Origin of the sequence: Planktothrix serta PCC 8927, from assembly GCF_900010725.2 — a bacterium.
GTDB classification, from domain to species: domain Bacteria; phylum Cyanobacteriota; class Cyanobacteriia; order Cyanobacteriales; family Microcoleaceae; genus Planktothrix; species Planktothrix serta.
The window spans coordinates 291,415-306,772 of the sequence record NZ_LR734877.1 but is presented as its reverse complement, the minus strand read 5'-3'; the positions used below and the strand labels follow the sequence as shown (position 1 = coordinate 306,772).

The 15,358-nt window shown below is 38.7% G+C and carries 12 protein-coding genes; 6 read left to right on the top strand and 6 right to left on the bottom strand.

Annotated elements, in window-relative coordinates; all coding sequences use genetic code 11:
- Positions 1–278 precede the first annotated feature (278 nt).
- The gene (locus PL8927_RS17975) at positions 279–1,124 is read left to right on the top strand and encodes a M48 family metallopeptidase (protein ID WP_083624308.1); all 846 of its coding nucleotides are present in this window, start codon (positions 279–281) and stop codon (positions 1,122–1,124) included.
- Between the two features lie 31 nt (positions 1,125–1,155).
- Entirely contained in the window at positions 1,156–1,701 is a 546-nt protein-coding gene (locus PL8927_RS17970) for a DUF456 domain-containing protein (RefSeq protein WP_083624306.1), read from the top strand.
- 3 nt (positions 1,702–1,704) lie between these two features.
- Here PL8927_RS17970 and PL8927_RS17965 read toward each other — a convergent pair whose 3' ends face one another.
- The gene (locus PL8927_RS17965; protein WP_083624303.1) at positions 1,705–2,475 is read right to left on the bottom strand and encodes an LmeA family phospholipid-binding protein; all 771 of its coding nucleotides are present in this window, start codon (positions 2,473–2,475) and stop codon (positions 1,705–1,707) included.
- Between the two features lie 149 nt (positions 2,476–2,624).
- Between PL8927_RS17965 and PL8927_RS17960 the strand changes: the two genes are divergently transcribed.
- Together PL8927_RS17960 and PL8927_RS17955 are read left to right on the top strand one after the other, a co-directional pair.
- Positions 2,625–3,419 (top strand): pseudouridine synthase, encoded by a 795-nt coding sequence (locus tag PL8927_RS17960; protein WP_083624300.1) that lies wholly within the window; start codon positions 2,625–2,627, stop codon positions 3,417–3,419.
- 6 nt (positions 3,420–3,425) lie between these two features.
- Complete coding sequence (locus tag PL8927_RS17955; RefSeq protein WP_083624297.1) at positions 3,426–4,334, top strand: helix-turn-helix domain-containing protein; 909 nt, start codon at positions 3,426–3,428, stop codon at positions 4,332–4,334.
- Between the two features lies 1 nt (position 4,335).
- Here PL8927_RS17955 and PL8927_RS17950 read toward each other — a convergent pair whose 3' ends face one another.
- Positions 4,336–5,544 carry an RNA-guided endonuclease InsQ/TnpB family protein gene (locus PL8927_RS17950; RefSeq protein WP_083624294.1) on the bottom strand — a complete coding sequence of 403 codons (1,209 nt, stop codon included), beginning with the start codon at positions 5,542–5,544 and terminating at the stop codon, positions 4,336–4,338.
- A gap of 271 nt (positions 5,545–5,815) precedes the next feature.
- Entirely contained in the window at positions 5,816–7,324 is a 1,509-nt protein-coding gene (gene malQ, locus PL8927_RS17945) for a 4-alpha-glucanotransferase (protein WP_083624291.1), read from the bottom strand.
- A 446-nt stretch (positions 7,325–7,770) separates the two neighbouring features.
- Between malQ and PL8927_RS17940 the strand changes: the two genes are divergently transcribed.
- Positions 7,771–8,406: a TMEM165/GDT1 family protein gene (locus tag PL8927_RS17940; RefSeq protein ID WP_083624288.1), complete on the top strand. Its 636-nt coding sequence runs from the start codon at positions 7,771–7,773 to the stop codon at positions 8,404–8,406.
- On the opposite strand, the gene glcD is transcribed toward PL8927_RS17940, so the two are convergent.
- From glcD to PL8927_RS17925, 3 genes are all read right to left on the bottom strand, one after another.
- Entirely contained in the window at positions 8,403–9,878 is a 1,476-nt protein-coding gene (glcD, locus tag PL8927_RS17935; RefSeq protein WP_083624286.1) for a glycolate oxidase subunit GlcD, read from the bottom strand. The two genes, PL8927_RS17940 and glcD, sit on opposite strands and share 4 nt — an antisense overlap.
- Before the next feature lie 98 nt (positions 9,879–9,976).
- Entirely contained in the window at positions 9,977–11,269 is a 1,293-nt protein-coding gene (locus PL8927_RS17930) for a sensor histidine kinase (RefSeq protein ID WP_083624284.1), read from the bottom strand.
- Between the two features lie 102 nt (positions 11,270–11,371).
- A complete protein-coding gene (locus tag PL8927_RS17925; RefSeq protein ID WP_083624281.1) occupies positions 11,372–13,162 on the bottom strand; it encodes a GGDEF/EAL domain-containing response regulator in 1,791 nt (596 codons plus the stop codon).
- Between the two features lie 652 nt (positions 13,163–13,814).
- On the opposite strand from PL8927_RS17925, the gene PL8927_RS17920 reads away from it, so the two are divergent.
- On the top strand, positions 13,815–15,209 hold the full coding sequence (locus tag PL8927_RS17920; protein WP_083624279.1) for an AAA-like domain-containing protein: 1,395 nt from the start codon (positions 13,815–13,817) through the stop codon (positions 15,207–15,209).
- Positions 15,210–15,358 lie beyond the last annotated feature (149 nt).

The following is a 15,358-nucleotide window of genomic DNA, read 5'->3' as shown; positions in this document are numbered from 1 at the left end:
AAAATTTATTAAACAAACTTTATATATAGCAATCCTAAATGATTTGTGAAAAAATTCTGTAGGGGTGGCGTCCCTCCCAACCCTCTTTATGTCTGGGTTGGGAGGGGCGCCACCCCTACGATAAAATAGTACAACCTATTTAGGACTGCTATAGTATCTATCTTTTGATATAGTTTTTATAAAAAATTATCCTAATATCTCTAAAATTCCCAGTCGTTAGAGAGGACAAATTTAAAAAAAATATGTTATAATCCTAGATAAGTGTTGAGATATCTTCCGTGCAAAGACTTTTATTGCGTCTGTTTATCGGAATTTTATTTGCTCTATTTGGGTTGGTCAGTTATTGTACCAATGTTGAAAAAAACCCAATCACCGGGGAAATGCAGCGAGTTAGTCTTTCTCCCCGTCAAGAAGTTGTTTTAGGACTCAAATCCAGAGGACAACTCGCGGATCAATATGGGGGTTTATATCCCGATCCCAGGTTACAAAATTATGTCGATGAAGTGGGATTACGGGTAGTAAAACAATCGGATGCAGCCCAAGCGTCCTATCCCTTTGATTTTCATCTGTTGCGTGATCCCAAAACGATTAATGCTTTTGCGTTACCAGGGGGACAGGTATTTATTACCCAAGCCCTATTTAATCGTTTGAATTCAGAAGCACAACTGGCGGGGGTTTTGGGACATGAAGTTGGCCATGTAATTGCCCGACATGGTTCAGAACATCTGGCGCGACAACAGTTAGGATCGGCGTTAGTGAATGCGGTGGGAATTTCAGCCAGTGATAACCCCCAGGATGCTCGACAAGCCGCAATTTTAGCCCAGGCTGCGAATCAATTAGTCAATCTGCGATATGGCCGCGAAGATGAGCTAGAAAGCGATCGCCTAGGATTTCAATTCATGACCCAAGCGGGTTACAATCCCAAGGGATTAGTCGAATTAATGCAGATCTTAGCCTCTGCTCGTTCTGGGGGAAACCCTCCAGAATTTCTCAGCACCCATCCTAACCCCGGTAATCGGGTTGAACGGCTCCAGGCTATAATTACTGAAACTTATCCGAATGGAATTCCGGCTAATTTAGATGAAGGACAAGAACGCTTTACTCAAATTGTGGGTTCTCGCTGATGTCCTTTAAACGTTGATCAGGTTAAAAGATATGAATTATTGGATTCTCTATTGGGTTGTTATTGCAGTTATGGTAATTGGGGTAATTGGAACAGTTGTGCCGTTATTACCCGGAACCAGTTTAATATTAGGAGCGATTTTAGTTTGGGGAATTGCTACCCAATTCACGGGCATTGTTTGGCCGATGGTGGCGATATTTGTTATTTTAATTTTAAGTACAATTATTGAATATTTAGCGACCTATTGGGGCGTTCAGCAGTCCGGGGCGAGTAAATGGGCGCAGTTTGGGGCGATTATTGGATTAGTGCTAGGAGTATTCGGACTGTTACCTGCTTTACCCCTGGGAGGGCCAATTTTGGGGCTGTTATTGGGGCCAATTTTAGGGGCTTTTATTGGGGAATTTCTCTATCAACGGGATCTCAAATTCAGTGAACGAATTAAGCCCTCTTTCAAAGCGAGTATTGGGGTTTTTATTGGTTCAATTTTAGGAAATATTATTGAACTGGTGTTATCAATTATTGCAGTAATTATTTTTGTGGTGACAACTTGGCCGTTAGTTTCAACGTTGCAACCATAATAATTAGGGATTAACTTTGACCGTAGCGTTAATTTGAAGAAGTTGAGCAGATAAAATTAAATCTTGAATTTTAAGATCTGATCCCAAATCAATGGTATAATGACTCAATTGAAATTCAGTATTCAAAGTTTGAATTTCAACTTGAGGCTGGACAAACATCAGTTCATGGGAACTGGCAAGTTCTAATCCTGTTTTTAATTGAAACGGCAATAATTCACCCTTGGAGAAAAGCAGCTTGGCTGTTAAAATTAAATGATCGGTTTCTAGGGTAATTTGGGTATCTTGAACCTGTTGAACTGAATTAATCCAAGACTGATCTTGATCCGGTTTGAGATCAGAGGAAGACATTAATGGGTTTTCCATCATGGATCTCAACAGGGACAAAACAAACTCGTTTAATGCCTGTGCTAATATCGGAGCCTGTAGGGACATATTCAGATCCGATTGATTAAAATTTAGATCCCCTGTGACCCAAAAAGGTTCTAATAGATGTAGGGGTTGACCTTTTAAAACTTGACCTAAATTAAACCGAATACCTGAGCCTTGTAATTGTACCTGAGTTAGATGTAACCCTTGATAAATGGCATTCTCAGCCGAGACAGAGACTTGAGGAATATGGCCTGATAGTAAAGAACGATTAGTCCCCTCGATACTAAAGTGCAAATCATCGATTTTGTCAACTTGCGATCGCAACCAAAGCTGAATTGCCGTTGATAGCAGAGTTCCAACTAGAGGTTTACGCGGCATTTCAATCAAGGCCATAGCGACTCCCATTTTTCATCCCCATTATTTCACACCGAGTTCAGATTGATAGTAGGATTAATTGCGGATTGCTGTAATATTTGTACATAGTCTTTAGACTTGTGGCACAATTGAGCGTGGTTTTAAAAGATTTAGAGCAGTATACGACGTTCACCCCAATCATGGATGAAAGGCTACAAAAAATTATGGCTCAATGGGGCATTGCCTCGCGCCGTCATGCGGAAGAAATGATCCAAGCAGGACGGGTGCGAGTCAATGGTAATCTCGCCCATTTGGGACAAAAAGCCGATCCCAACCGTGATCAAATTGAGATAGATGGGAAACTCATTCATCCCTCAAGACGACCTGTGCCGATCTATTTACTGCTCAATAAACCTATAGGTGTTGTATCTACTTGTTTAGACCCGAACGGACGACCTTCCGTTTTGGATCTACTTCCCCGTAAACTGCGGGTGGGTGAAGGCATTCATCCGGTTGGACGGTTGGATGTAGATTCTACAGGAGCATTGTTGCTGACTAACGATGGAGAATTAACATTTCGTTTAACTCATCCTCGTCATTTCATTCCTAAAACTTATCAAGTCTGGGTGCAGGGAAATCCGTCGGATTCAATATTACAGGCTTGGTGTCAGGGTGTGATGTTAGCAGGAAAAAAAACCCTCCCGGCTCAAGTCCGGTGTATCCAGCAAATTCCCGGCGATCAGGCATTATTAGAAGTGATTTTATACGAGGGTAGAAAGCGGCAAATTCGCCGAGTTGCCGAGCAATTGGGTTATCCGGTTGTAGAACTGCACCGGACAGCCATTGGCTCAATTCAACTCCAACCTCCCGGACAGCCTGCATTGTCTGAAGGTCAGTATCGTTCTCTCAGTACATCTGAAATTGAGTTTTTACGAAATCCCGTTTCCTCACCATTGGTTAGTGTGCCAGTTAACCCTGTAGAAAGCAAGGAGTAAAAGATTATGAAAACTGATTTATTTGTCTTACCGTTTAAAGTGACTAAACATCCTCGCCAGACGCTTAATTCCTATGATGCTGAACGAATTCAGCGCTTAGTAGAAATCGGAGAACAACTCCGAGAAACTCGGATTAATCATTCCTTATCTTTAGATATGGTATCGGCTTACACCCGAATTCGTTCTCATTTATTACAAGCACTAGAAGAAGGTAGGACAGAACAGCTACCGGAACCTGTTTATACTCAAGGGTTAATCCGTCGTTATGCAGATGCTTTGGGTTTAAATGGAGCAGAACTCGCTAACTTTTTCCTTCCTGAACCTCCACAAGCCGGAATTAAATCTAAACTCAGTTCCTTAGCCCTGCCTCAATTAAGACCAACTCATCTTTACTTAACTTATATCCTATTAATTATTTGTGCCATTAATGGGGTTTCTTATCTGAATAAAACCACTAATTTTGCGGGTGTATCGGGTGAACAGGTGGCTACACCCAAACCTTCGGAAGTCAATCCTCAACTCCGTCAGGCGGTAGTTCAGTCCCAAACTCAACCCGAAAGTCGCTTATTGTCTTCTCCCCTGGATACCCCAACGTCAACGATGACAACAACGGTTGAGAAAGCCTCGGAAACGAAGCCCTCCGCCAAATCAACGACTGAAAAGACGGTAGAAGTGGGAATTGTTGTTAAAGATGCTTCTTGGGTCTTGATTGAAGTCGATGGGAAAACCGAATTTGAAGGAACTTTAGAGGGAGGAACACAACGCAGTTGGAAAGCAAAGGATAAAGTTGTTGTTGTCGCTGGAAATGCCGGAGGTGTTCTAGTTACAGTCAATAATGGAGAAGCTAAACGCCTCGGTGAACCCGGTCGGGTAGAAGAAGCGGTTTTCAAAGCTGAAGATTTATCTAAATCGTGAACTACCCACACTTCTCTACGAGTAAGTGTGGGCTTCTAGCATCAACGGGGATAGCATCTGAAGAAACAGAAGTTTGTTCAGATGACTGACATCCCCTTAGACTAGCAGTATCGCTGGTTCCCAACGACAGTATCCGCAAGGCTTCATTTTTGATATTGATCGCAGCGTTGAGATCACGGTCATGGGTTGTTTGACAATGTTCACAACTCCAGTTTCTAACATCAAGAGGTAGACTACCAACTTGATTTAGACAGACGTGACAAGTTTTAGAAGACGGGAAAAATCGATCAATTTCGATATAGGTTTTCCCGTCTTTTTCAGCTTTATATTTCAACATTGTGCCGAACATTCCCCAACCGCAATCACTAATTGACTTGGCTAATTTAGGGTTTCTCACCAGATTCTTAACTGCTAGATCTTCTACAGCAATCACTTGGTTTTCGTTGACTATCTTGCGGGATAGTTTGTGTAGAAAATCTTCTCGACACCGAGATATTTTAGCGTAGACTTTAGCGACTTTTAATCTAGATTTTTGTCTCCTGTTACTTCCCTTTTGTTTACGAGATAATTTCTGTTGTTTTCGTTTTAAGTTGCGTTGATGTTTAGCAAAGTGTTTGGGGTTGCTATATTTGTCTCCATCACTGGTAATTGCAAAATGGGTTAATCCTAAATCAATCCCAATCGCTTTTCCATTCGTTGATGGTTCAGGCATTTCCTTGCCGTCATCAACTAACACAGATGCGTAGTATTTCCCGTCACGATTCTTTGAGATAGTAACGGTTTTAATTGTCCCCTCAAATTCTCGATGGCGACGACAATAAATTAGCCCAACTTTGCCGGGTAATTTTAGATAATCTCCTTCCAGCTTAACGCTCTGGGGATAACTGATTGATTGTCTGCTATGTTTGGATTTGAATTGAGGTAATCTTGCTCGTTTCTCAAAGAAGTTTTTGTAAGCTGTACATAAATTGAGAGCGACGACTTGTAAACATTGAGAATAGGCATCTTTTAACCAAGGATATTCCTTTTTCAGTTGAGGTAACAATCCTTGAATTGCTGTTCTTGATAACCCTTTTCCTGTTGCTTTATAAGTTTCTTGACATAAATTTAAGGCATAATTCCAATACCAACGGCAACAACCAAAGCTTTTGGCTAAGGCGATTTGCTGCTCAATTGTTGGGTAAATTCTGAATTTGTATGCCAGAAACATTGTCGCTTTCAAAACTCTTTGATATACTTTAACATATTGTTGTTAATTTTGTCGGGATTGGGACATACAAAATTAACTTGGGGGAGTCCATGTATCCCACGCTGATTTGGTGGTTATTTTTTTTGTAGGCGTGAAATTCAGCGAGGGACTTATCGCTCCCCCAAACCCCCTCGTAAGTTAAATCAGGTATCAGTTATCAGTGTAAGAGTTAATATTTAGTAGTTAGTAGTTATTAGCTAAAAACTCAAAACTGATGACTGATGACTGATTACTAATGACGCGGTTGACGACCGTAGGTTTCAGTAAAAAATTTGAGACGTTCTCCGATTTCTTCGGTTAACATTCCCGGTTGAAAACGCCAAGCCCAGTTGCCTTCAGCTTCCCCTGGCATATTCATTTTAGCTTCACTGCCTAACCCTAAAATATCCTGAAGGGGGAAAATTGCTTGATTAGCGACACAGGACATGGCTAACCGAATTAAATCCCAATGAATGCCATAATCGGAGGTACAGCCTAAATAGCGGGTAACTCTAGCTTGTTCCTGTAAGCTACGACGGTTAAACCATCCCAGGGTTGTATCATTATCATGGGTTCCGGTATAAACAACCCAATTCGCCGAACTATAATTATAGGGTAAATAGGGATTACCTGACCCGGAATCAAAAGCAAAATGTAGGATTTTCATGCCGGGAAAACCATATTTATCGCGCAATTCTTCGACTTCTGGGGTGATAATTCCCAAGTCTTCGGCAATAATCGGTAATGTGCCTAATTTCTGATTTAATAAGCTAAAAAAGGCATCTCCAGGGGCGTCTATCCAGCGACCATTAATCGCAGTTGTTTCTCCTTGAGCTACCCCCCAATAGGATTCTAAACCGCGAAAATGATCAATCCGAATTAAATCTAAATAGCCTAATAAAGACTCAACTCGTTGTATCCACCAATGGAATCCTTCTTGTTGTAAACGTTCCCAATTGTAAACGGGATTTCCCCACAATTGACCCGTTTCACTAAAATAATCCGGGGGAACACCCGCCATTAATGAGGCTTCTCCGGTTTCTCCATCTAAAGAAAAGATTTCAGGATGTGACCAAACATCAGCACTATCATGAGCGACATAAATCGCTAAATCTCCAAACATTTGTATGCCTTGTTCATTCGCATACTGTTTGAGTTTTCCCCATTGTTTAAAAAATTGAAACTGGAGAAATTTATGATAATAAATGGGTTCAGCTAATTTTTCTCCCCATTTGTGTAGAGCTTCCTGTTTCCGTCGAGCAATTTCTTCATCCCATTGATTCCAACTTTCACCATTTAAGGCTTCTTTGAGAGCCATAAAAATAGCATAATCATCTAACCAATAGTTGCTGCGAGAACAAAAGTGATTAAATTCCTGTTCTTGGTCAGATGTCGCATTTTCTTTAAAGGTTTTACAAGCTTTTTGAAAGAGTTGATCTTTAAAGGCTTTAACCGGATCAAAATTAACAAGATGACTAGGAAATTTAGGAGGATTAATTAAGTCTTCGTCGGTTAATAATTCATCCTCTTTTAAGAGTTCTAAACTAATTAATAAGGGGTTTCCCGCAAAAGCAGAATAGGATAAATAAGGAGAATTGCCAAATCCGGTGGGGCCAAGGGGTAACACTTGCCACAATTGCTGGGCACTATTTTTTAAGAAATCAACAAATTGATAGGCGACGGGGCCAATGTCTCCCACGCCAAATGGACTCGGTAAAGATGTGGGGTGCAGCAGAATACCGCTAGAACGGGGAAATGCCATAAGGATTAACGCTCTTAAGGGGATAGAAATTTGTACGGGATCAAGTGAAGTTGCAGATGGGAACAAATCAAATCAACGTCTGAGATCCATGCTTTGATCTTACGACTAAGGGGAAGATCCTGTTTCATAAATTTTAGCAAGGGGACAGATAGTTAACAGAAAGTAAAATTTTTTCTAACTTTAGATAGAAACCTCGTGATTTTTCCCTTTTTCTAGCCACCGTTAAAGAGAGGTCGGTTAAGAATTAAGTTTTTAAGAAATTTTTATTAATATTTCAGTGGCTGAATAAAAATGAATTGATTATGAAACTATTGTGATTCATTTATGAATAAAATTAGCAATTTAAACGGATAAAAATACTTAAATAAACCGAGATTTTATGGTAAAGTAGAAAACAGAAGTCTAATTGTTTGCTTTCATTAATCCTGTTTCATAATATTGAAGTCATGCTTACTGCTTTTACTGCCGCTCTCTTACTGATTACGATTTCAGAGCTTGGAGACAAAACCTTTTTTATTGCGGTTATTTTGTCATCCAAATATGATAGAAAAATTGTATTTATCGGGGTAGTGGCTGCATTAGCAACCATGACAGTTCTTTCTGTTATTGTAGGGCGAGTTTTTTCATTTTTACCTCAAATTTATATTCACTATGCCGAGATTATTTTATTTGCCTTATTTGGGTTTAAGCTGTTGTATGATGCCAGTAAAATGCCCCCTGAATTGGGAAGTAAAGATGAACAAGAAGAAGCGTTAGAAGCAGTAGAAAAAGCTGAAAATAAGTTTCCTAAACGCAAAAGCAAATGGGGGACTTTATTAGAATCTTTTGTGTTAACATTTGCAGCAGAATGGGGCGATCGCACTCAAATTGCTACGATCGCCTTAGCGACATTTCATAACCCGGTTGGGGTAATTATTGGCGGAATTGTCGGACATACAATTTGTGCGGCAATTGCGGTATTAGGAGGAAAATTAATTGCTGGAAGATTATCAGAACGCACCATTACAGCCATTGGGGGTTGTCTATTTCTGGTTTTCAGTGCGATCGCCTTATTTGAAGGGGTGAGAAGTACCGCCGTTTAAAATACTTCTACACCCTCAAATTGTTTAACGTTTTGCACTTTTGCTGACTCTCCACAGGTGCGCGGAGTCGGCAACATTTTACCCGGATTTGCTAAACCTTTGGGGTTAAAAACTGCTCTCACCCATTGCATTGTTTCTAAATCAACTTCGTTAAACATTTGAGGCATATAACATTTTTTATCGGCACCAATGCCATGTTCACCCGATAAACTTCCCCCCACTTCAACGCAAATCTTGAGAATTTCACCGCCAATTTCTTCAACGGTTTCTAACGCGCCTGCAACGGAATTATCATATAAAATTAAAGGGTGTAAATTGCCATCTCCGGCATGAAAAACGTTAGCAATACGATACCCATATTTTTCTCCTAATGCTTCAATTTGTTTCAAAACATAGGCCATTTGAGTCCGGGGAATCACCCCATCTTGGACATAATAATCAGGACTGACATGACCTGCTGCTGCGAAAGCTGCTTTGCGTCCTTTCCATATTTTTAACCGATCTTCGGGGTTACTGGCGGTAGTAATATTTCTCGCTCCATTTTTTCTACAAATTTCACTAACTCGTTGTTTATTCTTATCAACTTCAACTTGTAAACCATCCAGTTCAACGAGTAAAATTGCTCCCGCATCACGGGGATATAAGCCAATTTTTACCACGTCCTCAACGGCATTAATACTGAGGTTATCCATAATTTCCATTCCCCCAGGAATAATCCCCGAACTAATAATATCAGAAACCGCCGATCCAGTCGCTTCTAAATTCATAAAATCGGCTAATAAAACACAAATTGATTCCGGTGCTTTCAGAATTCTTAAAGTGATTTCAGTAGCCACCCCTAATGTTCCTTCTGAACCGACAAATAATCCGGTTAAATCATATCCTGGCATTTCGGGAATATCGCCACCTAGATCGACAATAGAACCATCAGGAGTTACAATTTTTAAACTTAAAATATGGTTAGTTGTTACCCCATATTTTAAACAATGAACCCCCCCAGAATTTTCTGCAACATTTCCCCCAATGGAACAAATAATTTGACTAGAAGGGTCAGGTGCATAATAAAATCCAGCACCACTCACGGCTTGTGTCACCCAGTTATTAATCACACCCGGTTGCACCACAACCCGTTGATTTTCTAAGTCAATATTTAGGATTTTTCGCATTAAAGCCGTGACAATTAACACACAATCTTCTACAGGTAAAGCACCTCCTGAAAGTCCTGTTCCTGCACCTCTAGCGACCCAAGGAATAGAATTGCGATCGCAAATTTTTACAACTTCTGCTGTTTCTTCTGTAGTTTGGGGAAGGACAACTAATGCCGGACGTTGGCGATAGCTAGTCAGTCCATCACATTCATAAACCAGTAATTCTTCGCGGCGTTGAATGACACCTTTTTTACCAACAATAGTTTCAAATTGTTGAATGAGGGGTTGCCAGTTTCGGGTTGGTTGTGATTTTTGAGCCACCATAGGGATAACACTCAGGAAAATTAGGGATTTTTTATATTATATCGCTCTTTTATTAATTATTTGCATCAATTTTATTAATAAATCATAGTTTAAATAAATCAGGAGTTCATTTGAGTGGGTAGATCAATAATAAATTCACATCCTTCTCCTTCGTCAGAGTTACAACTCAGTTTTCCCTGATGTTTTTGGACAATAATTTCATAGCAGGTTGTTAATCCTAATCCCATGCCATGACCCACAGGTTTTGTGGTAAAAAATGGGTTGAATAATTGAGATTTAACTTCCTCTGACATTCCTACGCCATTATCTTTAATCCGAATTCTGATCTCATTCGGATGGGTCGCTTCTGTTATAATCCAAATTGTCGGTGACATCCCTGGTAAAATTTTTGATCCGATTCCTGACTCTAAAGCATCAATTGAATTCGTTAATAAATTTAAAAATACCTGATTAATTTGACTAGCATAACAAGTTACAGGGGGTAAATTATCGTAGGATTTAATAATTTCAATTTCAGAGCGTTGTCCCTCGGATCTCAGCCGATATTGTAAGAGTAATAAGGTACTATCCAGTCCTTGATGTAAATCAACAGGTTTAATATCTGATTCTCCTAAACGAGAAAAAATTCTTAATGCTAAAATAATGGTGCGAATTCGTTCTGTTCCTCGCTCCATAGATCCCAGAATATTTTGCAGGTCATTACTAATAAAATCTAATTCTAATTCTTGCAAAAAAGCTTGAATAGATGGACTGGGTAGAGGATATTCTTTCTGATATAAACTAATTAAATTTAATAAATCTTGAATATATTGTTGAGCCGGAGCCAAATTTCCTGAAATAAAACTAATGGGATTATTAATTTCATGAGCAATTCCAGCTACAAGCTGTCCTAAACTCACCATTTTTTCTTTTTGAATCAGTTGAGCTTGAGTTAACTTTAATTCATTGACCGTTAATTGTAATTGAGAATTTTGTTGTTTGAGTTGACTTTGTAACTGTTGAATTGTTAATTGATTTTGAATCCGAATTAAAACTTCTTCAAACTGAAAAGGTTTGGTAATGTAGTCTACTCCTCCGGCTTGAAAGGCTTTGACTTTATCTAAAATATCATCTAAAGCACTTAAGAAAATAATCGGAATATTCCGAGTTCGTTCATCTTGTTTAAGCTGTTCACACACTTGATAACCATTCATTCCGGGTAGATTAATATCAAGTAAAATTAGATCGGGTAAAATAGTTTTGACTGCCGTTAATGCCATTTGACCGTTAATTGCTTTCCGAACATTATATCCCTGATTTACCAGCATTTGAGATAAAAACCGTAAATTAGCTGGGGTATCATCAACAACAAGAAGATCGGCTTTAGGTTGATTGTTTGAAGAATGATTCATATTTTATGCTTTCTTGATTGATGCTGAAAGGTTTTTGTGTTGTATAATTAGGGATATTAAGGGGATATCATCAAGCACATTATGTTAATTATACTAACTTTATTACCAGTGTGGGGAAGATTGAATCAGATGGGTTGCTGTTTGACTATTAACAGGTTTAGAAAAAAGATATCCTTGACCTGCATTACAGTTCAGCTTTCTTAATTGATCGAGTTGTTGTGCAGTTTCTATTCCTTCTGCAATCACATTCATTCCTAGGGTTTGAACTAAACTAATAATCACGGGAACTAATCCTAGGGTGTTAGGATTATCGTCAATAGGAGTAATAAAAGAACGATCAATTTTTAGGGTGTCTACCGGAAAAGAATGCAGATAACTTAGGGATGAATAACCTGTCCCAAAATCATCAATACTTAAGTTAATTCGCCGTTTTTTGAATTGTTTTAAAATATCGGAAGCGGTTTCTGGATGATCTAAAATCGCACTTTCTGTGATTTCTAGGTTTAAATATTGAGGTTCAAGTTGGCTTTCATCTAAAATATTATCAATTTGTTTAATTAAATTTTCTTGAGAAAATTGTAAAGCTGATAAATTCACACTTACCGTTAAGGGATAATCACTTAAGCGTTGTTTTTTCCAAGCTGAAACTTGATGACAAGATTCTCGTAATACCCATTCCCCAATTCGAGCAATTAAACCTGTTTCTTCAGCAATCGGAATAAATAAACCCGGAGGAATTAAGCCTTGAGTTGGATGATGCCAACGAATTAAGGCTTCAAACCCAATAATTATTCCTGAGTTTAGGGAAATAATCGGTTGATAGTGAACGCTGAATTCCTGATTAACCAGTGCTTTTCTCAGATCTGTTTCTAATTGTAATCGTTGCAAAACAGCTTGATACATTTCTGGCTCAAATAGTTGATAGCGACCTTTTCCTAATGCCTTTGCTTGATACAGTGCTGTATCTGCATCTCGTAACAAATCTTCGGGTTTTTGATAACTTGGATTGGAGATAGCAAGACCGATACTAAAATTAATAAAAACCGTTCGGATTCCTAGGCGGAAAGGATGGGAAAAGGATTCTAAAATTTGATTGGCAATGTGTTGAGGATCACGATGTCTAAGCGGATTTAATAAGATTACAAATTCATCACCCCCTAAGCGAGCAATTAGGTCAGGAGGATCTAAAAAACTTTGTAAACGTTGAGCGATCGCAATCAGTAATTCATCCCCAGCAAAATGACCTAAAGAATCATTCACGAATTTGAAGCGATCGCAGTCTAAAAATAAAATAGCATAGGGTTGATCTAGGTGAGTTTGATTTTGTTGAAAAGCTTGTTTTAATTGTTGTATAAAAGCTCTCCGATTCAATAAGCCTGTCAAGGAATCGTGAAGCACTATTTTTAGTAATTGCTCATTAGCTTGTTCAAGTTGTAATGTTCTTTCTTGAACCCGTTCTTCCAACTGTAAATTAAGATTAATCAGTTGTTTTTGAATTTGATTTAATTCTAAATGATGTTCCACTCTAACCATAACTTCTTGATATTGAAAGGGTTTAGAAATAAAATCTACCCCACCCATTTTAAAGGCTTTAACTTTATCGTCAACATGGGATAATCCACTCATAAAAATGATCGGTATTTTCGAGGTTTGTTTACAGGATTTTAATTGCTTACAAACTTCATAACCATTCATGTCCGACATGATAATATCCAGTAAAATCAAATCAAGAGGATAATTCATTGCTAAGGAAATCGCACTTTTCCCATCATTTGCGGTATAAACACAGTATCCTTTACTTTCTAAAATTGCAGATAAAAATATTAAATTATCGAGGGTATCATCGACAACTAGAATATTTTTAGTTTCACCGGAATCCAAGACATTATTCATAAAGGATAGACTGCTAAAATGAGTTGTAAATAGGACAATTAAAGTAGAGATATAATAGCTCTATAGCATTTTTATTCCAGATGTACAATCCTTCTATTGTTTATTTTAATTTGTTTTCTAAATTAAGAAATTTCTGGAAACAAGACACTGTTAAAACAAGGGTGATCAAAATTTTTAGCTCAATGATTAAGCACCTGATATAACTTAACCTAAATAGCTGGGAGTTGAAAAAGCTTGACTTCAATTTTAAACCTGATTAGGAACGGGATAGAGTCACAGGTTAATATTCCCCGATTAATCAACGCCATTAATATCCAATTTTAACAGTTTGGTAATCTTTTGAGTTGGGTAGAAACAACTAAAATATTTTAAAGTTTATCCTGATCTTGAGTTGAAGTTAGGAGAATTTTCCCCCCAACTCAGAAACAATTAATATAGACCCCTAGAGCCACTGTTGAGACGAATCCGGCAATCAGTTGAGAGAATCAGCTACATTGACTTTCGTTTTGAGTACACTTGATTTAGCACATTTGCTTTTTTCTGTCAATATATAATACAATTTACATAGACAACAAAAAAAAGACTCTGTATTAGTTTATACTAATTGTCGAATTTCAATGATAGACCGCCCCTTTCTTCTCATATCTACTCAATGACAATCGACGATGTGGTTCTAGTCCTTAATGTAATGCTCCCTAAGCCCTTGACTCGCCTTCAAGAACTGATCTTGCGACAAGCGTGGGAGGGTAAAACCTACAATATTATTGCCCAGGAAGCTTACTATGGCCCAGAACGAGTTAGAAAAGTTGCGGCTGAATTGTGGATTTTACTGAGTCAGGTATTAAATGAACCGATTAATAAAGCCAACTTTCGCAAAAACCTAGAATTCCGGGAACTCACCCATACCCAACAACAATTAATTCGACAATTTTCACCCCTACCCAGTTTCAGCCGCAAAAATCCCCTGGAATTTCCTGATTGTCCTTTGTCCCTCACCTCTCGGTTCTATATTCCCCGTCCTCCCGTTGAGGAACTCGCCTTTACAGAAATTATGGAACCCGGTTCTGTGCTTCGGATTAAAGCCCCCCAAAAAATGGGTAAAAGTTCATTATTGTTAAGAATTCTAGCCTATGGGGAAGAACTGAACTATCGAACCATTAGTTTAGATTTTAATCAGGCAGAAGAATATTTATTTACAGACTTAAATAAATTCTTGCGTTGGTTCTGTGCCAATGTTAGTCACGGCTTAAATTTAGAATCCCATTTAGAAGACTATTGGGATGAAGATATTGGGAGTAAAGTTAGTTGTACGATTTATTTTCAAAATTATCTTCTCGACAAAATTCAAGAGCCTATTGTATTAGCATTAAATGAAGTGAATCGAATTTTTGAATATCCTGAACTCGCTAAAGAATTTTTTCCGATGCTGCGATTTTGGTATGAAGAAGCTCGTAAAATTAAAAATTGGCAAAAACTTCGCTTAATTGTTGCGTACTCCACCGAAATTTATGTTCCTCTCAACTTACATCAATCTCCATTTAATATTGGATTACCGTTGAGTTTACCCTATTTTACTCACGAACAAGTACAAGAACTAGCTAAATGTTATCAATTAGATTGGACGGGTGATCTGGAAATTCAACAATTAATGGCAATGGTCGGGGGACATCCGTATTTAGTGCAATTGGCAATGTATCATCTCATCTCTGCATCCCGTGACAATATTACATTCGTATTGGAACCCGAACTTGATCTAAATGCAACACCCAAAGCCCAACTCGAACAACTGCTGCAACAAGCACCCACAACCTCTGGAATTTATAGAAATCATCTCCGCCGTCTGTTGGTTTCCCTGAATCAAGACCCTCAACTGAAAGCTGCCTTTGAACAGGTAATTACCACAGAAGGTTCAGGTAAAATCGACTCAACCTTAGCCTACAAATTAGACAGTATGGGTTTAATTACGTTTAAGGGTGATCAGATTGAACCCAGTTGTGAACTGTATCGCCTTTATTTTCAAGAAGAATTTATCGTTGTTGACTGTTGACTGTTGACTGTTGACTGTTGACTGTTGGCGAGCGAGGACGCTCCCCCCTGCCTCCCCTGCCTCCCCTGCCTCCCCTGCTTCCCCTGTTCCCTGTTCCCTGTTCCCTGTTCCCTCTCCCCTGCTATAAATCAAAAAAAGCCACCGCTAGG

Bases quoted from the DNA above. Each gene is read 5' to 3' on its own strand.
- PL8927_RS17965 (WP_083624303.1), bottom strand. From the start codon at position 2,475: ATGGGAGTCGCTATGGCCTTGATTGAAATGCCGCGTAAACCTCTAGTT.
- PL8927_RS17940 (WP_083624288.1), top strand. From the start codon at position 7,771: ATGCTTACTGCTTTTACTGCCGCTCTCTTACTGATTACGATTTCAGAG.
- PL8927_RS17970 (WP_083624306.1), top strand. From the start codon at position 1,156: ATGAATTATTGGATTCTCTATTGGGTTGTTATTGCAGTTATGGTAATT.
- PL8927_RS17960 (WP_083624300.1), top strand. From the start codon at position 2,625: ATGGATGAAAGGCTACAAAAAATTATGGCTCAATGGGGCATTGCCTCG.
- PL8927_RS17920 (WP_083624279.1), top strand. From the start codon at position 13,815: ATGACAATCGACGATGTGGTTCTAGTCCTTAATGTAATGCTCCCTAAG.
- PL8927_RS17950 (WP_083624294.1), bottom strand. From the start codon at position 5,544: ATGTTTCTGGCATACAAATTCAGAATTTACCCAACAATTGAGCAGCAA.
- glcD (WP_083624286.1), bottom strand. From the start codon at position 9,878: ATGGTGGCTCAAAAATCACAACCAACCCGAAACTGGCAACCCCTCATT.
- PL8927_RS17955 (WP_083624297.1), top strand. From the start codon at position 3,426: ATGAAAACTGATTTATTTGTCTTACCGTTTAAAGTGACTAAACATCCT.
- PL8927_RS17925 (WP_083624281.1), bottom strand. From the start codon at position 13,162: ATGAATAATGTCTTGGATTCCGGTGAAACTAAAAATATTCTAGTTGTC.
- PL8927_RS17930 (WP_083624284.1), bottom strand. From the start codon at position 11,269: ATGAATCATTCTTCAAACAATCAACCTAAAGCCGATCTTCTTGTTGTT.
- malQ (WP_083624291.1), bottom strand. From the start codon at position 7,324: ATGGCATTTCCCCGTTCTAGCGGTATTCTGCTGCACCCCACATCTTTA.